Below are 23,243 nucleotides of genomic sequence, written 5' to 3'. Positions count from 1 at the left end.
GCTTAGGAGGCGGGGCCCTGAGCGTTGTGTTCCGCACTGGCATACATGCACACCGTCGCGGCCAGCGCGAGGTTCAACGACTCCGCGTGGCCGTGGATGGGCACGCGGACCACGTCGTCGGCGAGGGCGCGGGTGGTCTCGTCCAAGCCCCACGCCTCGTTGCCCATCAGCCACGCGTGCCCACCGGACAGGTCGGCGTCGGGCAACAGCGTGCTGCCGGCGCCGTCGGCTGCGAGCACCCGGCGGCCGCGCTCCCGGCACGCGGCGACCAACTCGGCCACGTCACCGCCGAGCGCGATCGGCAGGTGCCACAGTGAGCCGGCGGTGGACCGGACGACTTTCGGGTTGTAGAGGTCGACACTGGCGTCGGACAGGATCACCGCTCGGGCTCCTGCGGCGTCGGCGGAGCGGATCACGGTGCCGGCGTTGCCCGGATCGCGCACGTGTGCGAGCACCACCACGAAGCCGGTGTCGTCCCCCAGCGCGTCGGCGACCGGAACGTCCACCGGCCGACATACGGCGACAATGCCCTGCGGGTGCTGAGTGTCGACCAGAGCGGTCATGACCGCCGGATCGCATTGGTGCACATGGATGTTCGCGTCACGTGCCAGCTGGACCAGCGTTTCGTGACGGTCGAGCGCAGCGCCGTCGACATAGAGGTCGAGCACGGTGTGCGGGGCGAATCGCAGGACCTCCCGGACACCCTGCGGTCCGTCGACGACGAACCGACCGGAGCGCTGACGCACCGAACGCCGGCCCAGCGCTCGGACCGCCTTCACCCGCTCGGCGCGGGGATTGGTGAGGACGGACGGAGTCAAAGGACCGGCGTTCAGTGCTTGCCTAAGGGTGTGTGCGTGCCGCGTCAGGCGGCGGAGTCGGCCTTGGCGTCGGTCGCCGGCACGTTGGCCTTGGCGATCTCGACCAGTGCGGCGAACGCGGCGGCGTCGTTGACGGCCAGCTCGGCGAGCATGCGACGGTCGACCTCGACCTCGGCGGCCTTCAGGCCCTGGATGAAGCGGTTGTAGGTCATGCCGTTGGCGCGGGCGCCGGCGTTGATCCGCTGGATCCACAGGCGGCGGAAGTCACCCTTGCGGGCGCGGCGGTCACGGTAGCTGTAACCATGGCTGTGGGTGACCTGCTCCTTGGCCTTGCGGTAGAGCCGCGAACGCTGTCCGCGGTAGCCGCTGGCCTGCTCCAGAACGGTCCGACGCTTCTTCTGGGCGTTGACCGCCCGCTTCACGCGTGCCACGTGAATCTCCTTCTAGTTGCTGGTGGTTCGTCAGGTCCGGCCGCGAGGCGACTGTCGGCACCTTTGAGATGGGCATCGAAGACGGGGAACGCGTCTTCGGGTGGTGAAGGTGGGTTACTTGCCCAGCAGCTTCTTGATCTTCTTGCTGTCGGGGCCGGAGGCCTCGACGTCGTTCGCCAGGCGCCGCGCCTGGCTGCTGGTGCGCTCCTGGAACTTGTGCACGTGGCGCGCACGCTGCCGGATGACCTTGCCGGACCCGCTGATCTTGAAGCGCTTCTTGGCGCCGCTGTGGGTCTTCATCTTCGGCATAGCCGATCTCCTTCGTTACATGGTTTGCCAGCCCACCGGGCATGGCTCGTTGCGGACTCGCGCGTGTCGTCCTCGCGCGAGGGGTCAGGCTTCGGCGCTGGCAGTCTCTTCTGCTTGCGCCTGCTCGCGGCGGCGACGACCCTCGGCTCGTGCCTCCGCCTTCTTCTTGGTCGGTCCGAGCACCATCACCATGTTGCGACCGTCCTGCTTGGGCGCGCTCTCCACGAAGCCCAACTCCTGGACGTCCTCGGCGAGACGCTGCAGCAGCCGGAAGCCGAGCTCCGGTCGGGACTGCTCACGTCCGCGGAACATGATCGTCACCTTGACCTTGTCGCCCGCCGACAGGAAGCGCACGACGTGGCCCTTCTTCGTGCCGTAGTCGTGCGGGTCGATCTTCGGGCGGAGTTTGATCTCCTTGATGACGGTGTTGACCTGGTTCTTGCGCGACTCGCGGGCCTTCATGGCGGCTTCGTACTTGAACTTGCCGTAGTCCATGAGCTTTGCCACGGGCGGCTTGGCCATGGGTGCGACCTCGACCAGGTCGAGATCTGCTTCGGCGGCCAGTCGCAGCGCGTCCTCGACGCGAACGATGCCGACCTGCTCTCCGTTCGGCCCAACCAACCGCACTTCCGGCACCCGGATGCGGTCGTTGATACGGGTCTCAGCGCTGATGTGAAGCTCCTTCGTCGTTGTTCAAAAGCAAGGGGAAACGAAGAGAGGCTCCTCGTCACCCATCGTGGTGCTCGAGAAGCCTCTGGCAGCACAGTCAACGCCGGCGGTGTGCCGCAGCAGCCATCATTGATGGCCTGCGACGAACCGCGTCGTCACTGGACCGAACCTGGCGACATCGCTGCCGCGCGAGGTGGAAGCATCAGCTTCTCTTGCACGTCGGCCCGGCTCACGTCGGACCAACTGGTTCCACAACTATAACAGCGGGCGCCCTCGCGACCGAAATCGCGAGGACGCCTCCGGTGGCACCGGTCGAGGTCACCCGACCGGGACGAGTTCCTCCTTCGGTGGCGGCGCCGTCTCCCTGGCATCCGGCTCACCCTCGAGCATGCTCTCGTCGAACGGTGCGGCTCCGCTGAGCACGGCCTCCAGTTGCGTCCGGTCCAGGTTGTGCGTCCAGTGGCCCACGAGCACTGTCGCGATCGAGTTGCCGGCGAAGTTGGTCAACGCGCGGGCTTCGCTCATCATCCGGTCTATGCCGACGACGAGGCCGACACCTTCCACCAGATCGGGGCGGTGCGACTGCAGGCCGCCCGCGAGCGTCGCCAGCCCGGCGCCGGTGACTCCCGCGGCACCCTTGGACGCGATCACCATGAACACCAGCAGCGAGATCTGCTGTCCCAGGCTGAACGGCTTGTCGAGTGCATCGGCGATGAACAGCGAGCCCATCGTCAGGTAGATCGCGGTGCCGTCCAGATTGAACGAGTAGCCGGTCGGAACCGTGATGCCCACGACCGGGCGGGAGACACCCAGGTGCTCCATCTTGGCGATCAGCCGAGGCAGCGCCGATTCCGAGGACGAGGTCGACAGGATCAGCAGGAACTCGCGCCCCAAGTAGCGCAGCAACGAGAACACGTTGACGCGCGCCACGACCCACAGGATCGTGCCGAGCACACCGAACACGAAGATGAAGCAGGTCAGGTAGAACGCGATCATCACCACGGCCAGGCCTTGCAGTGCCTTCCATCCGGTCGCACCGACGACAGCTGCCATCGCGCCGAACGCACCGATGGGCGCGGCATACATGATCATCTGCATCAGCCGGAAGACGAGTCGCTCGCAGTGCTTGATGCCGACCAGGATTGGCTCGCCGGCCGGGCCGAGCTTCTGCAGCGCGAAACCGACCAGCAGGGCCACGAGCAGTGCCTGCAGCACCGAGCCCGACGTCAGTGCCGAGACCAGGGTGTCCGGCACCAGGCCGAGGATGAAGTCGACCGTGCCGCTGCCCTCGCTGCTCACCTGCTGGTGGCCGGTCGCCGCCAGTTCCTTGGTCAGGTGCAGCCCGGACCCGGGATGGATGAGGTTGCCGACCAGCAGGCCGATCGCGAGCGCCACGGTCGACATGGTCAAGAAGTAGCCGAGCGCGAGCCCTCCGATGCGGCCGACGGCAGCGGCCTTGCGCACCGAGCCGATGCCGAGAACGATCGTGCAGAAGATGATCGGTGAGATCATCATCTTGATGAGGTTCACGAATGCGGTCCCGAGCCATTTCAGCTGGACGCCGAAGTCCGGCCAGATGATGCCGACCGCGATGCCCGCGATCATCGCGACGACCACGGCGGCATACAGATAATGCGTACGGTCCTTCTTGGGCGCCGGTGTCGGCGCTCTGTCCTTCACAGCGGTCATGCTCATCACATCTCTCACAACTCGTGTCCCGGGCCTGGCACCGGGAAGCCTCAACGACAATGGCGTGGTGAGTGATGCGGGTCACGTTTGTGTTCATAGAGTTCATCGGCAGCAGGCACAGTGAGCTCGGCTGCCCGTATGACGACTGAGGCCAGGGCACATCCACGGCTGCGCTCCCCTCGGCTGTGGAGTGTCGCCGCCCAGACCTTCACGTTGCAGGCCGTCGTCGCGCTGATCGTGGTGACGGCCGGCGTGGTCGGTGCCTACGTGCAGGCGCGGCACTACAGCAACAGCCGCGCGACGGCGCAGGTCGTGGCGGTCGCCCAGTCCGTGGCCGCGTCGCCGCAGGTCATCGCCGGACTGCACACCGCCGATCCCAGCGTGCGGCTGCAACCGATCGCGGAAGCCGTCCGGAAACGCACGCACACCGACTTCGTGGTGATCATGAGCCCGACCGGCACGCGCTACAGCCACCCCAACCCGGCGCGCATCGGACACACCTTCGTCGGCCACATCGCGCCCGCGGCTGCCGGCGGCCAGGTGGTCGAGGACTACACCGGCACGCTGGGCCCGTCCCGTCGTTGTGTCGTGCCGGTGACCGACGGCGGCAAGATCATCGGCCTGGTGTCGGTCGGCATTCGCAAGCAGGAAGTGCGCCACCAGGTCAGTGAGCAGTTGCCGGCCGTGTTCGGCGCCGGCCTGCTGGCCGCCGTCCTGGTCGGGCTCGGCACGCTGCTGGTTGCCCGTCGGGTACGCCGGCAGACCCGTGGACTCGGCTCCCGCCAGTTGCAGGAGATGTACGACTACTACGACGCCGTCCTGCACGCGGTGACCGACGGACTGTTGCTCACGGACCTCGACGGGCGGGTGCGGATCGCCAATGACGAGGCCGTGCGATTACTCGGGCTGCCAACGGATTTCGCCGGTCGGGCGGCCGACGACCTCGGCCTGCCTGCACCGATGGTGGCCACGCTGACCGACGACAGCACCCGACACGATGAGCTGCAGATCGCAAGTGGCCGGACCCTCGTCGTGAGCAAGGCTGTGGTCGCCCCCGGCGGCAAGCCGCTCGGGTATGTCGTCACGATGCGCGACCGGACCGAGCTCGTCGCCCTCACCGGTGAACTCGACTCCGCACGCAGCCTCACCGATGCGTTGCGGTCCCAGACCCACGAAGCGTCCAACCGGTTGCACACGATCGTGTCCCTCATCGAACTCGGACACACCGACCGGGCGCTGAACTTCGCCACCGAGGAACTGGATCAGGCACAGGGTCTCACCGACCGGGTCGTCGGCGCCGTCCACGGGGAACCGGCGATCACCGCACTGCTGTTGGGCAAGGCGGCGCAGGCCCGTGAGCGTGGCATCACGCTGCTGATCGAGCCGGACTCCGTGGTCCCCGAGGATGCCGCGCCGACCACGGACCTGGTCACCATCGTGGGAAACCTCGTCGACAACGCCTTCGACGCGGTGAGCGACCTGGACGGGGACCGGATCGTGCGGTTCGACGCACAAGTGACGGACGGCTGGACCACCATGACGGTCACCGACAACGGGCCCGGTCTCAGCGGCGACGTGGAGCAGGCCTTCCGTCGTGGTTACTCGACCAAGGAGTCGGGGCAGGCGGGCAGGCGCGGCGTGGGACTGGCGCTCGTGGCTCAAGCAGTAGCCCGACTCGAGGGCACCGTCGAAGTCACCGGTCCCCCAACGCGATTCGTGGTGCGGCTCCCGGTCGGTAGGGTCGCGCGATGACCGATCTGCGCGTGCTCGTCGTCGAGGACGAGCCGATCGCTGCCGAGGCGCACACGGCGTATGTCGAGCGCGTCGCCGGCTTCTCGGTGGCGGCCACCGTGGGCAGTTGCCAGGCCGCGATCCAGGCGCTGCAGGATCACCACGTCGACGTCATCCTGCTTGACATGCACCTGCCCGACCGGCACGGTCTGGACGTGCTGCGCGCCGTCCGCTCGGCCGGCCATCGGGCGGACGTCATCGCGGTCACTTCCGCGCGCGAGTTGGACGTGGTGCGGTCCGCTGTGTCGCTCGGGGTGATGCAGTATGTGCTGAAGCCCTTCACGTTCCCGACGCTGCGTGAACGACTGGAGGCCTACCGGGCGTATGTCGAGCAGACCGAGGCGGTTTCGTCGGTCACGAACCAGTCGGAGATCGACCAGATGCTCGGGTCGCTGCGCCCCAGTCGCCCGGTAGAGCTGCCCAAGGGCCTGTCGCAGGAGATGCTCGATCAGGTCAGCACCGTGCTGCGCGGCAGCGACGTCGCGCTGTCCGCACGGGACCTGGCCGAGCAACTGCCGGTCAGCCGGGTCACCGCCCGTCGCTACGCGGAACACCTGTGCGACGCGGGCCTGGCGATGCGTCGCTCCCGGTATGCCGGTGCGGGTCGCCCCGAGGTGGAGTACCGCTGGATCTGAGGCACCCCACGAGGTTTCTCCCCCGCTCCGCTCCTCCGAATACTTCGCGGGGACCCCGCCAGCACTCCCACGATATTTCGCAGCGCCTGCACGTCAGGCCGGTCGCTGCAGCTGCGCCGCCAGGGCCGGCGCGAGGTCGCCACGTGGGGCGACCACGACATCGTCCAGGCCGAGCCATCCCGCCAGCTCACGCAAGGCGTGCAGCAACTCGGGCGCCGTGTGCTCCGGGGCGCCGGGCTCGGCATACGTCCCGAGCACCTGGAGCACACTCCCCTGCCGGTCCGCCTTGAGATCGACGCGGGCGACGATGCGGTCACCGAGCAGGAACGGCAGCACGTAGTAGCCGTGCACCCGCTTGGCCTGTGGCACGTAGATCTCGATGCGGTAGAAGAAGTCGAAGAGCGCCTCCGTGCGCTCCCGCTGCCAGACCAGTGGGTCGAACGGGCTCAGCAGTGCACGCCCCGCGATCTTGCGGGGCACCGTCACGTCACGGTGCAGGTATGCCGGTCGCCGCCAGCCCTCGACCGTCACCGGCACCAGCTCGCCGTCCTCGACGAGTGAGTGCAGTGCGGGACCGATCTGCGGCAGGTGCACGTTGCCCGGTGATTGCAGCCGGAAGTAGTCGCGCAGGTCGAATTCGGTTGCCACGCCATACGATCGGGCCGCCCGACGGAGAAGCTCACGTGTGGCGTCCAGCAGGGTTGGCTCCGGCTGGGCGAGGACGTGCGGCGGAATGACTCGTGCCGGCAGGTCGTAGACCCGCTCGAACGCCGAGTTGCGCCGGGCGACGCTGAGCTCCCCGGAGAAGAACAGGAACTCCAGGGCCTTCTTGGTGTTGGACCAGTTCCAGCCCCAGTTGACCTTGGCACGGGGCAAGCCGTCATCGAGGTCGCGCGCCGTCGCCGGACCGCCCTCCTCGATCTCCCGCAGCAGCGCCGCCGGCAACTCCGGATCGTCGGGCACTCCGAACCAGGCGTGTCCGCGCGCGCCGTAGTCGCGCATCCGATGGATCATCACCGGCCACAGCTCGACCGGCATGTATGCCGCGCAGTGCGCCCAGTATTCGACCAGCCGTCTCGGCGACCTGCCCGCGGCACGGTCGAGCAGGCCAACGTCATAGGGGCCCATCCGGGAGAAGAGCGGCATGAAATGAGCCCGTTGCAGCACGTTGACGGAGTCGATCTGCAGGATGCCGGTGCGTTCGACGGTGCGCGCCAAGGTGCGCATCGTCGGCGGCGAATGCCGCGGATCGCGAAAACCTTGGGCCACCAAGGTGATCCGCCGGGCCTGAGCTGCCGACAACGAGTCAGGAAGGGGTGCTGGGCTCACCTACGCGACTCTAGGCGTAGCCACCGACATGGCCGGTGAATGCGGCACGAGCAGAGTCGCCGCCCAGCCCCGACGCCAGCAGGGCGAGCAGCAGCAGACGGGCCTTGTAGGCGTCCAGCGTGCCGGCCGGGAGAAGACCCCGGTCGACCAGATCACGTTCGTTCCCCGGCCCGCCGTAGGTCGCGATGTGGACCGCACCGGCGCCCGTCCGAGAGGCGAGGACCACTGGACGGGACCCGGCCAGTGCGGCCGCACGGTCGGCGATCTCGGGCCGCAGGTGGCCGACGCCGAACGCGGCGACGACGAGACCATCGCAGTCGCGCGCCGCGTCGAAGAGCCCGCCGTCGTCGTCCATGACCGTGACGATCAGCGGCACGCGCACCGCACGCAGCGGCCGGCCGATGACTGTATGGCGCGACACGCTCGTCGTGAACCGGACCGTGCCCTCCTCGACCCGGCCCACCGGGCCGGCGCCCGGCGACACGAATGCGGCGACGCTGCTGGTGTGCCGCTTCGCGACGAACCGCGCGGCGTGTATCTCATCGTTCAGCACGACGAGGGCGCCCAGGCCGCGACTGCCGGGGTCCGCCGCCACGCGAAGCGCCGCGACGAGGTTGGCCGGGCCGTCCGGCCCCGGCAGTCCGGGGTTGCGCATCGCTCCGGTGAACACGATCGGCTCGGTGTGGTCCCACCACAGGTCCATGAGGAACGACGTCTCTTCGAGGGTGTCCGTGCCCTGCACGACCAGCACGCCATCCGCACCGCCGGCCACAGCGGTCTCCGCCGCCTCGTGCAACTCGGCGAGGTCGGCGACCGAGATGCGCGAGCTGCCCACCGCACGGAAGTCCACGACCTCGGTGTCGATGCCGAGCGCCTCGACCTGCGGCGCATGCAGCAGGTCGGCGCCGGTCAGGCGGACGACCGCTCCCGTGTCGTCGGTCCCGGTCATGCTGATCGTGCCGCCGAGGAAGAACACCGCCACCTGAGTCACGACGTCACCTTAGTGAGACCGCGATTCAGGTGGCCGGGGCCGCTAGGCGGCGAGGGCGTGCTGCACCACGTGGCGACGGTGCAGGACGAGGGCGCCAAACCCCGTGACGGCGACGGCAGCGCCGATCCCCGCGACGAGCAGGAAGCCCGCCCCGAACCCTCCGGTGTCGATCGCTGCGCCGGCCAGCGGGGCGCCGAGGGCACCGCCGGCCGTCATGAACGACCCGTGCCAGCCCATCGCCTCGCCGCGCGCGGCCGACGGCACCACCCGGCTCACGGCGTCGACCGTTGCAGTGATCGTCGGTGCGCAGAACAACCCTGCGATGAGCGAGATCGCTGCGAGGGACCACGTGCCACCCGCGAACGCCATCGGAGCGGTCGCGACCGCCAGTCCGAGCAGCAGCAGGAACGGCGGGAACGACCGGGACAACGCGCCGTAGATCAGCCCACCGAAGAGCGAGCCTGCGGCCCACGGCACCAGCACGATGCTCATCTGGCTCACCGCATCGAACTCCCGCATCGCGGCGACGATGGCGACGTCGCTGCCACCGAGGACGATCGTGCAGGCTGCCGCGGCGCCACAGATGGCCAGGAAGCCGGCCCGGAACCAAGCACGCCGCGGGACGACCTGCCCGGCCTTGTCGGTCTCGGGGTCGGCCCCGCGCAGCGGCGGGTTCATCAGGTAGAGCGCGATGCCGGCCACCACGCCCGCGAGCTCGAGCCCGCACAGCACGAACCGTGTGTCGAACGCCGTGGCGAGCCAGACCGCGACCGCCGGACCGACCATGAATGCCATCTCGACGGTCACGCTGTCGAGCGAGAGAGCAGTGCGGCGTTCGCTGTCGGGCACCGCCGCAATGACGCCCTGCCTAATGATCGAGAATGTCGGAACGACGAAAAGTCCTGCGACCGTTGCGAGTACGAGCAACGGCCAGTAGCCGACGAACGGCGCGATGGACCAGCAGACCGCGTTGACCAGCAGCGACGGCAGCACGACACGACGCAGGCCCAGACGGTCCAGCAGCTTGCCGCGCCAGGGACCCGAGACCGCGATCGCGAGCGTCGCGCCGGCTGCCACGAGGCCGGCTTCGGAATAGGAACGACTGAGCGACTGCACGACGTGCAGGGTGAGCACGACCGCGGCGGACGCGATCGGGATCCGCAGCAGCAGACCCAGGAACAACACCCGTCGGGCATCACTGATGCTCAATACGCGCTGGTAGGGGTTGAACGACATACGGGAGTCACTCCTTCAGGGTCTGGAGAACAGGGCTCGGTCCACGACAAGAACCAGATGCAATACTTCCATATCGAAATATTGCGCGCGACCCATTTACCCGCCGTGAGAGCAAAATCTCACTGCTGTTTCCCAGCCTGCGTTCCGCGCCCTCGAAGCCCGGACCGAAAGACTTTCGGCAACCGGGAATTATTCGGAGGAGCCCTCCGTTACACCTCATGTCCGCCCGAGCCAGCAACCGAAAGGACACAGGATGGCGCCACGCACCTCACCGGTCGTGCACGAGACGACGTCGAGAATGCTCGACGCACTGCACCGCGACCACATCACGCGCAACCATTTGCCGACATCAGGGCAACGGAAGTTGCCTCGCATGCGCCCGTATGCCGAACAACTCGCCTACGAACGCGGCGACGACTGACGGCCTACGCGCACCCCTTTTTCGACGAGCCGACCGCATCGGCGCTCCACCGGGTGGAGCGGGCATGACGCGGTCGGCTTCGTCATGCCCGGAGGCGGATCAGCGAATGACCGCGCCGGGATGGCGCGCATCCACCAAGTCGCGATAGCGGCCCGCGGCCACGGCGCCCGCCCCGGGATCCGACGGCTCGACCGTCGCAGCCACAGGGACGTCCCACTCCGGTGGAGCCGACCCTCCCGCGAGCGCCCACGCAGCCTGGCGTGCCGCGCCGAGCGCGACATACTCCCCCGGCTCCGGCACCAGCACCGGCACCCCGAAGATGTCTGCGGCCGCTGAGCGGACGGTGCTCGCGGCGGCCGCGCCGCCGATCAGCAGCACCCTGCTGGCGTGTATGTCGTTGCGGGCCAGCGCGTCGATGCAGCCCTTGAGGTTGCAGAGCATGCCCTCGACATACGCGCGGGCGAGGTGCGCCGGAGTCGAGTTGGCCCGGGTGATGCCGGCCAGCGTGCCCTGCGCCATCGGCAGGTTCGGCGTCCGCTCGCCGTCCAGATAGGGCAGCAGGGTCAGTCCGTCGGCGCCGATCGGAGCCGACGCGGCGAGCGCGTCGAGACCGGCCAGGTCGACATCCAGGGTGCTTGCCGCGGCCACGAGCACCCGCGCTGCGTTCAAGGTCGCCAGCAGCGGAAGGTGCCGGCCGGTCGCGTCGGCGAACCCCGCCACTGCTCCGGAGACGTCGCCGACCGGGCGATCGTGCACGGTGAAGACCGCGCCGCTGGTGCCGAGCGAGACGACGACGTCGCCGGGCTCGATCGCCAGGCCGAGCGCGGCCGCGGCGTTGTCGCCCGTCCCGGCCGCTACGAGCATCCCGCCGGCGGTCCGGCCGGCCGCCTCCGAAGCCCCGACCACCCGCGGCACCTGCACGTCACGACCGAACGCGCGCCGCAACAGGTCGTGCCGGTATTCGCCGGTCACCGGCGACCAGTAGGCGGTGCCCGATGCATCGCCCCGGTCCGTCGTCCATCCCTGGAAACCGTTGCCGTCCTTCAGGATCCGCCCGGTGAGCCAGTCGTGTGGCAGCACGACCGTCTCGGTCTGCGCGGCATTGTCGGGCTCCTGCTCGGCCAGCCAGCGCAGCTTCGTGCCGGTGAAGCTCGCCACCGGAACCAGGTCGACCGCGTCGACCCATGCAGGTGCGCCGCCGAGCTCGTCGACAAGCTCGGCCGCCTGGGGCGCAGAGCTGGTGTCGTTCCAGAGCATCGCGTCGCGCACCAGCCGATCGGCATCGTCCAGCGTGACCATGCCGTGCTGCTGCCCACCGACCGCGATCGCCTGCACGCCGTCGAGCAGGCCACCGCTTCGTGCCTCCTCGAACGCGGACCACCACGCGTCGGCACTCACCTGCGTGCCGTCGGGATGACCCGCTCTGGCCTGTCGGACCACCCTGCCGGTCGCCGCCTCGCAGACGACGATCTTGCAGGACTGGGTCGAACTGTCGACTCCGGCGACCAATGACTCACTCATATGCGGACCTGCGTCATGCAGGCGAGGGTAGTCACCCCATGAAGTTTCTCCCCCACTGCGTTCCTCCGAATACTTCGCGGGGACCCCGCCGATCTGCTGACCGGATTGGTGCATGCCGAAACCCAGGGTCTATGCTCGGCCCTGCTTAGTTAAGGCTTGCCTAATACCGCAGAGAGGTGCACGTGCTCGCGACATTCGTGATCGGCCTGCGCGAGGGTCTCGAAGCTGCATTGATCGTCGGCATCATCGCTGCCTTCCTGAAGAAGAACGGTCATCGACTGACCACCATGTGGATCGGCGTCGGCGCCGGCATCGCGATCAGCATCGCCGTGGGGATCACGCTGAAGGTCGTCGAGTCCGCGCTGCCGCAACGGCAGCAGGAGATGATGGAGACCGTCATCGGCGCGGTCGCCGTGGTCTTCGTGACCGGCATGATCATCTGGATGAGCAAGCACTCCCGCGGACTCAAGCGGGAGATCGAGGCCGCTGCGCAGAGTGCACTGGGCGAAGGCACCTCGCGGGCCATGGTGATCATGGCCTTCCTCGCGGTCCTGAAGGAGGGCTTCGAGAGCGCGGTCTTCATGCTGGCGACCTTCCAGGCCTCCACCAACACCGGCAGTGCGATCGCCGGTGCGGTGCTCGGGATCGGCGGCTCGGTCCTGCTCGGCATCGGCATCTACCGCGGCGGCGTCTCCCTCAACCTGGGCAAGTTCTTCAAGGGCACCAGCGCCTTCCTGATCCTGATCGCCGCCGGCCTGGTCGTCAGCGCGCTGCGTACCGCCCACGAGGCGGGCTGGCTGAATGCCGGACAGGCACGAACCGTGGACCTGCACTGGCTGGCGCCGGTCGGGTCGATCCGCAGCGCCGTCTTCACCGGCGTCCTCGGCATACCGGCCGACCCCAGGGTCGTCGAGGTCCTTGGCTGGTTGCTCTACGTCATACCGATGGCACTGGTGTCGTTCTGGCCCGTCGCGCACCGCCCCGGCGCCATACAGAGCATCCGGCTGAAGCTGGGCGTCGCGGCGGCGTGCGCGATCGGCGCGGTCGTGACGTTCGTCGCGGTGCCGTCCGCCACACTCGACGTGCCTTCCGCTGCTCCGGTGGTCGACGCAGGCGGCGCGACCGCGGGCACAGTGCGGCTCGACGGAGCGACCTTGCAGCGCTCCGGCGGCGAGCAGACCCACCTGACCCGAGCCGGCAGGGCGACGGTAACTGGAGTCCGTACGAACCACTTCACCGGTAGCCCCGCGTCCGAGTCCGGGGCCAAGGCGCCCTCGAGCCTCACCCTCGCGCAGGTCACCGCTCTCAATGGCGGTCGGGTGCCGGTCGGCGTGGACCCCGCTGTCAACCCCGGGCCCTACCGGGCGGCGTGGCACCAGAGCGACAAGCTCGACGTGTGGACCAGCCACGGAAGGCTGTATGACGCGAGTCGCGCCGTCCGCTCCAGCGTGACCCTCACCGGCGGCGGCCTGAACACCCAGCGCACGCTGACCATCGCTCCCGACGCGACGATGCCGGCAGGCATGACCGCTCCCGGCGCTTCGTGGTCGGTCAAGCCGTCATACACCGACGACTTCAGCAGCGCACTCAATCACTTTGCCGGAGAACGTGATTCGGCAACCTTCTGGGGTCGTGTCGTCCCCCTCGGCCTGCTCCTGGCGGCCATCACACTCCTCGTCGTCGCGCTGCGTGCGCGCCGACGTGTTCCCAGCACCCGCGAACGCGTCAGTGCGACCACCCGCGATACCTCTTCGAGGAGCTCAGCACATGCCTAAGTCCACTGTCCGTCTCGCAGCCGTACCCGGCGCCGCCGTCGCGGTCGCTCTGGCGCTCACCGCCTGCGGGTCGTCGTCCTCCGGCGGATCCGCGAACAGGGCATCCGGCGGCAGCTCCGCGAGCAACGCGGCAGCGAAGGTGTCCGGTGGCGCGGCGCAGGTCGGCGTGACGTTGACCAGCGCCGGCGGCTGCGAGCTCGACCACGCGTCCGCACCGGCCGGTCCGGTCACCTTCACCATCACCAACAAGGACGCGACCGCCATCACCGAGATCGAGTTGCAGAGCGATCAGCGCATCCTCGGCGAGAAGGAGAACCTCGCGCCGGGCCTCGCCCCGGTGAAGTTCACGGCCACGCTCTCGGGCGGCAAATACCAGCTCTACTGCCCCGGCGCCGACAAGGAGAACGTTCCGTTCACGGTGACCGGCAAGGCGGCCGCAGCAGCTTCCGGCTCCACCGCCACGGTGCTGGCCGAAGGAACCAAGGGCTACGCGAAGTTCGTCAACCAGAACGCCGCCGACATGGTCACCGCGATCGGGAAACTGAAGGCGGCGGTCGACAAGGGCGACGTCGCCGCGGCCAAGAAGGCGTATGCCGGCGCGCGCCCGTTCTACGAGAAGATCGAGTCCGATGTCGGCGGATTCGTCCTGCCCGGCTTCAAGCCCGGGGACAACGCGGGCAACCTCGACTACCTGATCGACATGAGGCAGTCCAACCTCGACCCCAAGGTCGGCTGGCACGGCTTCCACGCGGTCGAGAAGGACCTCTGGCAGGGCGGCAAGATCACTCCTCAGACCAAGAAGTACGCGAAGGAACTGCACACCAACGTCGGCAAGCTCGCCAAGTTGGTCAAGGGCGTCACCTACAAGCCCGAGGACCTGGCCAATGGCGCAGCCAGCCTGCTCGAAGAGGTGCAGACCAACAAGATCAAGGGCGAGGAGGAGAAGTACAGCCACACCGACCTGTCCGACTTCGCCTCCAACGTTGAGGGCGCCCAGCAGGCGTTCGCGTTCCTCAAGCCCGGTCTGCAGAAGATCGACCCGGCGCTGACCGCACGGGTGAGCAAGCAGTTCACCAATGTGACCAACGGCCTGACCCCTTACCGCGACGGCGCCTCGCTGGGCGGTTTCAAGCCGTGGACGGCGCAACTGCGCAAGACCGACGCCGCCAAGCTCAGCAAGAAGGTCCAGGCGTTGCAGGACCCGCTGTCGCAGATCGCGCAGAAGGTGGCGACCGCAGGTTGAACAACGAACAACCCGAGACCAGAGGTCATAGTCTGCCGCGCCGACGGCTCTTCCAGGGAGCCGTCGGTGGAGCGACTGTGGGCGCGCTCGCGGTGGGCGCGTCCTGGGGCATGGACGCCTCGCGTTCGCATCCGGCGGACGCCGCCGACAAGGACGCCATCGACCTGACCACGCAGTATCCGTTCTACGACCAAGCCGAGCCCGCCGGGATCCGGACGCCTCCGCAGCGGTATTCCATCTTCATGACTTTCGATCTGGTCGACGGATCGTTGCGAACGGACCTGCAGTCGCTGCTCGCCCGGTGGACCGCCGCCAGCGCCCAACTGATGCGCGCCGAGCCGATCGGTCAGGTCCAGCCGTCGTCGGACGCCGGCGTCGGCCAGGACACCGGCGAAGCTCTCGGCCTGGATGCTGCCAGCCTCACGGTCACCATCGGTCTGGGCCCGTCGATCTTCGACGACCGGTTCGGCCTGGCGGACAAGCGACCGGCGCTGCTGCGTCGGCTGCCCAAGCTGCCCAGTGACAACCTCACCCCCGAGACCAGTGACGGCGACCTGTCGGTGCAGGTCTGCGCGGATGACCCGCAGGTGTGTTATCACGCCATCCGAAACTTGGCCCGCATGGCGCGAGACACCGTCCAAACCCGTTGGACCGTAATGGGATTCGGCCGCGCGTCGGCCGGCAAAGGTCAGCAGACGCCGCGGAACCTCTTCGGATTCAAGGACGGCACCCGCAACATCAGCACCGGCGCCGACTTCGACAAGTACGTCTGGTTGAAGGACGCCGACTGGATGACCGGTGGCACCTACCAGGTGGTGCGCAAGATCGAGATGAACATCGAGACCTGGGACGCCGACCGGGTCAGCGACCAGGAGCACATCTTCGGGCGTGGCAAGACGCACGGCGAGCCGTTGAGCGGGTCTGTCGAGCACGACACCCCGCGCTTCGCCGCCAAGGGCAAGGACGGCGAGGCGATCATCGCCCCGACGTCGCACATCGCCCTGGCCGCACATGAGAACAACGGCGGCATCAAGATCCTCCGCCGCGGGTACAACTACACCGACGGCATCAACGAATTCGGGCAGCTCGACGCCGGGCTGCTGTTCGTCTGCTATCAGAACGACCCGGCGCACTTCGTGCAGTTGCAGCGCAAGCTCGGCGCCGCTGATCTGCTGAACGAATACGTCAAGCACGTCGGCTCGGGTCTTTTCGCCATACCGCCGTCGCCCAAGACGGGTCACTACATCGGCGAGCAGCTCTTCACCTAGCCTCCTCACCGAATCCGGCAGAGCGGCCCCTTCGCCGACAGGCTCACAACGGCCTCGAGAGGCTCAGAAAATTCGCGTCGAAGCGGTCACTTTTCTGAGCCTCTCGAGCGTGTGGTGAGCCTCTCGGCGAAGGTGTCGGAAGTGGTCAGGTGCAAGGCTGTGGAAAACTTTTGCGGGCGCCGGCGCGTGGATGCGACGCTCACTCGTCATGAGCGTGGCACCGAACGAGCCGTACCCCGTGTCGAAGGCACTGGAGTCGCACATGCGCGCACGAGCCGAGCACGTTGCCGGGCTTGGTGCACTCGTGCGGTCGACGTCGGCACGTCGCCTGACGGCGTTCGGACTGTCACCCGTTGACGGCACGCCCTCCATCACAAAACTGCGTCGCAACGCCTACGGAACCGCCATCGGCGACCTCAGTGCGGAGGACTTGCTCATCATTATGGCGTGGGCCGTGCGGGACGCCACTGATCACGAACTCGTGTTCTCGAACGACACCAGCTGCGCCGTGTGGCAACTTCCCTCGATCGGCGCACGATCACGCCGGGTCGAGTATGTCGTCCGCCCCGGCACCCGCGGTCGCACGCCGAACGTCCGTCGCCGTCGAACGTCGTTGCCGACAGAGGCGGTCGACATCGGTGGACTGCTGGTCACGCCATACGAACGCACCGTCGTCGACGACGCGCGGCACGCCTTGCTCGAGTCCGGAGTTTCCGTGTGCGACGACGCACTACATCGGTCGTTGACCTCCCGTGAGGCGCTTCTCGGCGAACTCGCCAAGGTTCCCAGGGGCAGACGTGGCAGACGTATGGCGCAACTCGCCATACACCTTGCCGACGAGCGTGCCGAATCCCCGCTCGAATCCTTGAGTCGCACACGGATGTTCCAGTGCGGTCTGCCGATGCCCGAGTTGCAGAAGAAGTTCTTCGATGGCGCGGGCTTCATCGGCCGCACCGACTTCTACTGGCCAGCGCTTGGGCTCGTCGGAGAGTCCGATGGCGACCTGAAATACACTTTCCCAGAAGATGATTCGGGCGAAAGCGCGGTCGACGCCCTGTTGCAGGAGAAGAAGCGAGAGCAGCGATTGCGCCGACACCATGAGGTGGAGGACATCGCCCGCTGGGACTGGAGCGAAGGATTGCCCCACGGGGCACTGCACGGAGTGCTGGGCGCACACGGAGTGCGGCCGGTGCTCGACGGCGGCTGGCCCGTCCCGGACGGCCCGCTGCCGCCGCGAGCCTTCCCCGCCGAGAGGCTCAGACAGACGTCGAGAGGCTCAGAAAATCACCGGTGAACGGCCGAAATTTCTGAGCCCCTCGAGTCGTTTGTGAGCCTCTCGACGAGGAGGTGTGCGCGGAAGGGTCAGTCGCCGAGGCGGCTTATCAGCTCCCGGAGCGTGGCGGCGGCGCCCTTGTCGTGCAGCGACTCCAGCGCAGCGACGTATGGCGCGGTGAACGCCTCCTGCTCCGCGAGGTCACCGAAGAGGCTCGGGTCACGGATGAACGCGAGCCGGTCATCACTCTGCTTCGCAGCAGCCGCCATCACCTGCTCCTTGCGGTGATCCACGATGTCGATCGGCTCGCCCTGTTCGTCGACGCCCTCGGCATACCGCGCCCAGGCTGCGACGACGAGCGCCGCCCGCTCGACCGGCCGGTCCGCGGCGAGGTCGTCACGGATGACCGGGACCAGCCACTTCGGGATCCGGTCGCTGCTCTCGGCGCACAGCCTGGCGAGCGTGTCGCGGATCTCGGGGTTGGCGAACCGCGCGACGAGCTCGTGCTCGTAAGCCGTCAGGTCCACGCCGGGCACCTCGGGCAGCGTCGGCTCGCCCTCGTGCTTCATGTAGCCCAGCAGGAACCGAGCGAACTCCTGGTCCTGCGCGACCTCGTGCGCGTAGCGGTAGCCCGACAGGTAACCCAGGTAGCACAGCGCCTGGTGGCTCGCGTTGAGCAGCCGCAGTTTCATCAGCTCATACGGCATGACATCGGGGACGACTTGCACGCCCGCGTCGTCCAACGGCGGTCTGCCCGTGGGGAATTCGTCCTCGAGCACCCACTGGGTGAACGGCTCGGTGACCACCGGCCACCCGTCGTCGATGCCGAACTCGTCGGCCAGCCGATGGATGTCGTCCTCGGTGGTCACCGGCGTGATCCGGTCGACCATGCAGTTGGGGAACGACACGTTGGCGGCAATCCAGTCCCCCAACTCGGGACTCTTCAGCCTCGCGAAGGCGGTGATCGTGCCACGTGCCACATCGCCGTTGCCGGGCAGGTTGTCGCACGTCATCACGGTGAACGGTGCGACACCGGCCTCGCGACGCCGACGCAACGCTTCGACGATGAAGCCGAATGCCGTTGCCGGCACGGCGTTCTCGATGAGATCCGGCTGGATCGACGGGTGATGCGGGTCGAACTCGCCGGTCACCTGATCGACCAGATAGCTGCCCTCGGTGATGGTGAGCGACACGATGCGAGTTGCCGGGTCGCACATCGCCTCCAGCACCGCGTCCGGCTCACTCGGGGCGTGCAGCAGTCGCCGGATCGAGCCGATCACCCGTGGCTCGAGGTGACCGTCCGGGTGCTTGACCACCAGGGTGTAGAGACCGTCCTGCGCGTTGAGCACCTCGACGATCCGGTCGTCCTTCGGCAGCACGCCGACTCCGGTGAACGCCCAGTCGCAGGCTGCACCCTCGGACAGCAGGGTGTCGACATACATCGCCTGATGCGCGCGGTGGAAGCCACCGACACCCAGGTGCACTATCCCGGTGGTCAACGCCGATCGGTCGTATGACGGCACGGCCACTCGCGAGTCGAGTGAATTGACTGTGGTTGCAGATAGTTTCGTCGCCATCCCGGTCACCGTACCGCGCCCATGGACAGACCTTGGACCAGCTTGTCCTGCGCCGCGAATCCGGCGGCAAGCACCGGCAGCGACACCACGAACGACGCGGCACAGACCTGTGCGAGGAACAGACCTTGGCTGGTCACGAAGCCGGTCAGGAAGACCGGCGCGGTCTCGGCGCGAGTGCCGGTCAGCACCCGGGCGAAGAGCAGTTCGTTCCAGCTGAAGATGAAGCAGATCAGCGCCGCCGATGCGATACCCGGCATGATGACCGGCGCGATGATCTCGCGCAGCGTGCGGAGTAACCCGGCACCGTCGACCTGTGCGGCTTCCAGCATCTCCGCGGGGATCTCCGCCAGGAACGAACGCAGCATCCACACCGCGATCGGCAGGTTCATCGACGTGTAGAGGATGACCAGCAGCCAGATGTTGTCCAGGAAGTGCACCTTCTCGGCGAACAGGTAGACCGGCAACAGCGCCGCCACGACCGGCATGAACTTGGTCGACAGGAAGAAGAACAACACGTCGCTCCAGCGCTTCACCGGCCGGATCGACAGGGCGTATGCCGCCGGCAGTGCGAGGCACAGCACCAGCAACGTGCTGACGACGCTCGCGGTGAGCGAGTTGAGGATCGTCGGCCATGGATCGCTACCGAAGAACGACTTGTATCCCTGGACACTGAATGACGACAACACCTTCGGCGGGTTGCTCGCGGCGTCGGTCTCGGAGTGGAACGACGTCCAGATCATCCATACGACGGGGAAGACGAACAGGACGGAGATGATCCAGGTCGCTCCGGTCAACAGCACTCCGGCGCGCTTCTTCTTTCCGCCTGCGGCTCGCATCTGAGGCCCTGCCTGGGCCTCTTTCACAGTAGTCATTTTATCGGGTCTCCTCCCGGAACAGACTCAGCACGGTGCGCAGCGCGAAGGTGGCGATGATGATCGTGCCGATCACCACGATCACGCCCGCTGCGGACGCGGTGCCGTAATCGTGTGCGGAATAGAAGGTTTGGTAGATGTAGTACGGCAGGTTCGCGGTACCGAGGCCGCCCGACGTGATGGTGAAGACCGAGTCGAAGTTCTGGACGATGTAGATCGCGCCGAGCAGCCCGGACAACTCGATGTACTGGCGCAGGTGCGGCAACGTCATGTTGGTGAAGATCTGCCAGCTCGAGGCGCCGTCGATCTTCGCCGCCTCCACGACGTCCATCGGCCGGCTCTGCAACCCGGCCAACAGGATCAGCATCATGAACGGCGTCCACTGCCAGACGAGCGAGACGATGATCGCGATCAGCGGGTGATTGCTGATCCAGTCCGGTTGCGGCGCGTTGTCGCCGAGCACGAACTTGAGCACGCCGTTGAACAGACCGTACTGCGCGTTGTAGAGCGCGTGCTTCCACAGCAGCGCCGCGGCGACCGGCACGATCAGGAAGGGCGTGATCATCAAGGTGCGCGCCACGCCGCGACCCCGGAACTTACGGTCCAGCAACAGCGCGATCGCCAGGCCGAGCACCAGGCTGACCAGCACGACCCCGACGGTCAGACCGATGGTGACCAGGATGGCCGAGCGGGCGTCGACATCGGTCAGCACCGATTTGAAGTTGTCGATCCCGGCGAAGCCGCGATCGTCGGGGTAGTACGCGTTCCAATGCATGAACGAGATGAACAGCGTCGCCAGGAACGGGATCTGGGTGACGATGATCATGAAGACGAGCGCGGGCAGCAGCGGCGCCCGACGCGCCCAGGCACCAGATTTCGCGAGTGCTCTACTCGGCTTCTTGGGACCTTCCGCCGCGGGCTTCGCGGTGGGGCTCTCGACTGCGCTGCTCATTTGCCGGCCCTCCTGCGGTAGTCGGAAGCGACATCCTCGGCCCGCTGCTGGCCCTTGTTCAGGGCGCTGTCCACCGACATCTTTCCGGCGATGGCGGAGCTGATGTCCTGGCTGACCTCGGTGCCGAGATTGGTGAATTCAGGGATGTCCACGAATTGGATGCCCGGCACCGGTCGCGGCTGAACCCCGGGGTTGTTCGGATCTGCCGTCTTGATGGCGTTGAGCGTCGGCGTAGCGAAGGAGCTGGCGACCTTGAGGTAGTGCGGGTCGGCATACAAGGACCTGCGGAAACCCGACGGGACCTGGGACCAGCCGAACTTCGACGCGGCCTGTTTGGCGTAGCCCTTGCCACTTGCCCAGGAGATGAACTTCCAGGCGTCACTCTTCTTGGAGCTGGCCGACTCGATCGACCAGGCCCATGAGTACAGCCATCCCGAGGTCTTGGTCTTGACCACCGGCGCCGGGGCGTAGCCGATCTTGCCCTTGACCGGGCTGCCGTCGGCTTCCAGCGACCCGGCAGCCGACGTGGCGTCGTACCACATCGCCACCGAACCCTGGGTCAGGTCGTTGAGGCACTCGGTGAATCCGGCCTGCGCGGCACCGGATTCGCCGTGCTTGCGGACGAGGTTCACATAGAAGTTGGTCGCCTTCTTGAATTCCGGCGCGTTGACCTTGGCCTGCCAGTCCTTCGTGAACCAGGTGCCGCCGAAGGTGTTGACCACCGTGGTCAGCGGCGCGAACACCTGGCCCCAGCCGGGTTGGCCGCGCAGGCAGATGCCGCGCATCCCCTTGCGCTTGTCGACCTTCGCGGCGATGTCGGCGACCTGCTGCCAGGTCGGCTTGGCCGGCATCTTGATGCCCTTGGCGGCCAGCACGTCCTTGCGGTACATCAGGAACGAGGACTCACCGTAGAACGGCTCGCCATACACCTGCCCCTTGACGCTGAGGGCCGCCCGCATCGACGGCAGGATGTCCTGTTGGTCGAAGCCGGGGTCCTTGGCCAGATACGAGTTCATCGGAGCGACCCAGCCGCTCTTGGCGTAGATCGGGATCTCGAAGTTGGACAGCGTCGCCACGTCGTACTGGCCCGCCTGTGCCGAGAACTCCTGGCTGGCCTTGTCACGCAGATCGTCCTCGGGCAGCACCGTGTAGTTGACCTTGATCCCGGTCTTCTTGGTGAAGTACTTGTCGGTGAGTTTCTGCAGATCGATCATCTGCGGGTTGTTCACCATCAGCACGTTGATCGTGTGGCTTCCGCCGCCACCTCCCCCACCGCCCCATCCGGCGGCCGCTCCGCAACCGGTCACCGTGCTCATCGCAACGGCCCCGGCAGCGAGCACCGCTATCCGTCTCCTGCGAGGTGTCATGCGTCCTCCTGCTTTGCTCAAACGAGCGCTTACGTGCGCAGATGAGTAGTAGTGTGACACACGTAACACGTCCGTGGTGCGAATCAGGAGGGCCCGATGAGAGAGACCGATCGATGAGTGAGTCACCCACCGCCGGAGGGGCAACCGAGCGCGAACGAGAACTGTTGGCCGCGGTGGCGCGACGCTTCTACCTGCAGGACGAGTCCAAGGTCGACATCGGCAAGGAGCTGGGCATCTCGCGATTCAAGGTCGCGCGACTGCTCGAGTCGGCACGCGCGAAGGGCATTGTGCGGATCGAGATCCTCGGCGAGCCGAGCGTCGATTACGCACTCTCCGAACAGCTTTCGCACATTCTGGGCATCGACGGAGTGCTCGTCGTGCGCACCCATGAGGGTCAGTCGAGCGGCGAGACACGGCATGACCTGGGCATCGTGGCCGCCGCCGAGCTGACCCGGATCCTCACCGCCGACGACGTGCTGGGCCTGCCGTGGTCACGCAGTGTCGCCGCCACCGTCGGAGCCCTCCGGTCGCTCCCGCCGGTGCCGATCGTGCAGTTGTCCGGCGCACTGGCGATCCCCGATCTACATTCACCGGTCGACCTGGTGCGTTCGGCCGCCAACCTCAGCGGTGGCGTCGCGCACCACTTCTATGCGCCGCTGGTCGCCGCCGACCCCGCGAGCGCCGCGATGTTGCGTCGGCAGCCCGGGGTCAGTGAAGCGAACTCGCACATCCGCGACGTGACGGTCGCGGTCGTCGGCATCGGCGGGTGGGCCCCCACCGAGTCCACGTTGTTCGACCTCGCGACCCGCAGTGAACGCACCGCGATGCGCAAGGCAGGCGCCATCGGCGAGATCAGCGGAGTCTTCATCGACACGGCCGGACACTGCGTCGAGGGGGGCCTGGCCGATCGCATCATCACGCTGTCCGACGAGCAGCTCACCGCCATACCGACCGTCATCGGACTGGTCAGCGGCGCCGACCGTGCGCCCGTGGTGCGGGCGGCGATCGCCGGCCGGAAGGTCAACCGGTTGGTCGTGGACGCACCGCTTGCTCTGGAGCTGCTGCGGTAGGGCTAT

21 protein-coding genes are annotated in these 23,243 nt (G+C 67.3%); 8 read left to right on the top strand and 13 right to left on the bottom strand.

The window, feature by feature from the left end:
* Positions 1 to 2: 2 nt before the first annotated feature.
* From IEX71_RS18265 to IEX71_RS18245, 5 genes are all read right to left on the bottom strand, one after another.
* The gene (locus tag IEX71_RS18265) at positions 3 to 818 is read right to left on the bottom strand and encodes a TrmH family RNA methyltransferase (protein WP_229749848.1); all 816 of its coding nucleotides are present in this window, start codon (positions 816 to 818) and stop codon (positions 3 to 5) included.
* Between the two features lie 44 nt (positions 819 to 862).
* A complete protein-coding gene (gene rplT, locus IEX71_RS18260) occupies positions 863 to 1,249 on the bottom strand; it encodes a 50S ribosomal protein L20 (protein ID WP_188838449.1) in 387 nt (128 codons plus the stop codon).
* 114 nt (positions 1,250 to 1,363) lie between these two features.
* Positions 1,364 to 1,558 (bottom strand): 50S ribosomal protein L35, encoded by a 195-nt coding sequence (gene rpmI / locus IEX71_RS18255; RefSeq protein WP_188838448.1) that lies wholly within the window; start codon positions 1,556 to 1,558, stop codon positions 1,364 to 1,366.
* An 84-nt stretch (positions 1,559 to 1,642) separates the two neighbouring features.
* The gene (infC, locus tag IEX71_RS18250; RefSeq protein WP_229749847.1) at positions 1,643 to 2,185 is read right to left on the bottom strand and encodes a translation initiation factor IF-3; all 543 of its coding nucleotides are present in this window, start codon (positions 2,183 to 2,185) and stop codon (positions 1,643 to 1,645) included.
* Positions 2,186 to 2,545: 360 nt separating this feature from the next.
* Entirely contained in the window at positions 2,546 to 3,922 is a 1,377-nt protein-coding gene (locus IEX71_RS18245; protein WP_188838447.1) for a cation:dicarboxylate symporter family transporter, read from the bottom strand.
* 132 nt (positions 3,923 to 4,054) lie between these two features.
* Between IEX71_RS18245 and IEX71_RS18240 the strand changes: the two genes are divergently transcribed.
* Positions 4,055 to 5,668 carry a sensor histidine kinase gene (locus IEX71_RS18240; protein WP_188838446.1) on the top strand — a complete coding sequence of 538 codons (1,614 nt, stop codon included), beginning with the start codon at positions 4,055 to 4,057 and terminating at the stop codon, positions 5,666 to 5,668.
* Positions 5,665 to 6,342, top strand: coding sequence for a response regulator (locus IEX71_RS18235; RefSeq protein ID WP_188838445.1), 678 nt, complete (start codon positions 5,665 to 5,667; stop codon positions 6,340 to 6,342). The genes IEX71_RS18240 and IEX71_RS18235 overlap by 4 nt, the downstream gene beginning before the upstream one ends.
* Before the next feature lie 93 nt (positions 6,343 to 6,435).
* On the opposite strand, the gene IEX71_RS18230 is transcribed toward IEX71_RS18235, so the two are convergent.
* Genes IEX71_RS18230 through IEX71_RS18220 form a run of 3 tightly spaced genes read right to left on the bottom strand, consistent with a single transcriptional unit; the run spans position 6,436 to position 9,898 of the window.
* Complete coding sequence (locus IEX71_RS18230) at positions 6,436 to 7,671, bottom strand: winged helix-turn-helix domain-containing protein (protein ID WP_229749846.1); 1,236 nt, start codon at positions 7,669 to 7,671, stop codon at positions 6,436 to 6,438.
* Between the two features lie 10 nt (positions 7,672 to 7,681).
* Positions 7,682 to 8,662, bottom strand: coding sequence for an asparaginase (locus tag IEX71_RS18225; protein ID WP_229749845.1), 981 nt, complete (start codon positions 8,660 to 8,662; stop codon positions 7,682 to 7,684).
* 42 nt (positions 8,663 to 8,704) lie between these two features.
* Positions 8,705 to 9,898: an MFS transporter gene (locus tag IEX71_RS18220; protein WP_188838444.1), complete on the bottom strand. Its 1,194-nt coding sequence runs from the start codon at positions 9,896 to 9,898 to the stop codon at positions 8,705 to 8,707.
* A 253-nt stretch (positions 9,899 to 10,151) separates the two neighbouring features.
* On the opposite strand from IEX71_RS18220, the gene IEX71_RS18215 reads away from it, so the two are divergent.
* The gene (locus tag IEX71_RS18215; protein WP_188838443.1) at positions 10,152 to 10,319 is read left to right on the top strand and encodes a hypothetical protein; all 168 of its coding nucleotides are present in this window, start codon (positions 10,152 to 10,154) and stop codon (positions 10,317 to 10,319) included.
* Positions 10,320 to 10,418: 99 nt separating this feature from the next.
* Here IEX71_RS18215 and IEX71_RS18210 read toward each other — a convergent pair whose 3' ends face one another.
* Entirely contained in the window at positions 10,419 to 11,840 is a 1,422-nt protein-coding gene (locus IEX71_RS18210) for an FGGY-family carbohydrate kinase (RefSeq protein ID WP_188838442.1), read from the bottom strand.
* A gap of 182 nt (positions 11,841 to 12,022) precedes the next feature.
* Between IEX71_RS18210 and efeU the strand changes: the two genes are divergently transcribed.
* The 4 genes from efeU (at position 12,023) to IEX71_RS18190 (ending at position 17,420) form a co-directional block, all read left to right on the top strand.
* Positions 12,023 to 13,615, top strand: coding sequence for an iron uptake transporter permease EfeU (gene efeU / locus IEX71_RS18205; RefSeq protein WP_188838441.1), 1,593 nt, complete (start codon positions 12,023 to 12,025; stop codon positions 13,613 to 13,615).
* Positions 13,608 to 14,858, top strand: a complete 1,251-nt coding sequence (gene efeO / locus IEX71_RS18200) for an iron uptake system protein EfeO (RefSeq protein ID WP_188838440.1) — start codon at positions 13,608 to 13,610, stop codon at positions 14,856 to 14,858. Before efeU ends, efeO begins: the two co-directional genes overlap by 8 nt.
* Entirely contained in the window at positions 14,855 to 16,126 is a 1,272-nt protein-coding gene (gene efeB, locus IEX71_RS18195) for an iron uptake transporter deferrochelatase/peroxidase subunit (RefSeq protein WP_188838439.1), read from the top strand. The genes efeO and efeB overlap by 4 nt, the downstream gene beginning before the upstream one ends.
* A gap of 208 nt (positions 16,127 to 16,334) precedes the next feature.
* Complete coding sequence (locus IEX71_RS18190) at positions 16,335 to 17,420, top strand: hypothetical protein (protein ID WP_188838438.1); 1,086 nt, start codon at positions 16,335 to 16,337, stop codon at positions 17,418 to 17,420.
* Between the two features lie 68 nt (positions 17,421 to 17,488).
* Here the strand turns inward: IEX71_RS18190 and IEX71_RS18185 are convergent, their stop codons facing one another.
* From IEX71_RS18185 to IEX71_RS18170, 4 genes are read right to left on the bottom strand one after another with little or no spacing between them, the layout of a single operon-like run.
* Positions 17,489 to 18,976 carry a mannitol dehydrogenase family protein gene (locus tag IEX71_RS18185; RefSeq protein ID WP_188838437.1) on the bottom strand — a complete coding sequence of 496 codons (1,488 nt, stop codon included), beginning with the start codon at positions 18,974 to 18,976 and terminating at the stop codon, positions 17,489 to 17,491.
* 5 nt (positions 18,977 to 18,981) lie between these two features.
* A complete protein-coding gene (locus tag IEX71_RS18180; protein ID WP_229749858.1) occupies positions 18,982 to 19,812 on the bottom strand; it encodes a carbohydrate ABC transporter permease in 831 nt (276 codons plus the stop codon).
* A 37-nt stretch (positions 19,813 to 19,849) separates the two neighbouring features.
* Complete coding sequence (locus IEX71_RS18175) at positions 19,850 to 20,800, bottom strand: carbohydrate ABC transporter permease (protein WP_188838435.1); 951 nt, start codon at positions 20,798 to 20,800, stop codon at positions 19,850 to 19,852.
* Positions 20,797 to 22,167, bottom strand: coding sequence for an ABC transporter substrate-binding protein (locus tag IEX71_RS18170; RefSeq protein WP_188838434.1), 1,371 nt, complete (start codon positions 22,165 to 22,167; stop codon positions 20,797 to 20,799). Before IEX71_RS18170 ends, IEX71_RS18175 begins: the two co-directional genes overlap by 4 nt.
* Before the next feature lie 113 nt (positions 22,168 to 22,280).
* Here IEX71_RS18170 and IEX71_RS18165 point away from each other — a divergent pair, with 113 nt between their 5' ends.
* A complete protein-coding gene (locus tag IEX71_RS18165; protein ID WP_188838433.1) occupies positions 22,281 to 23,237 on the top strand; it encodes a sugar-binding transcriptional regulator in 957 nt (318 codons plus the stop codon).
* Positions 23,238 to 23,243 lie beyond the last annotated feature (6 nt).

This window comes from Flexivirga endophytica (genome assembly GCF_014640635.1).
GTDB lineage: Bacteria > Actinomycetota > Actinomycetes > Actinomycetales > Dermatophilaceae > Flexivirga > Flexivirga endophytica.
The sequence above is the reverse complement of the archived record's forward strand: the minus strand, read 5'-3'. Positions and strand labels throughout refer to the sequence as shown.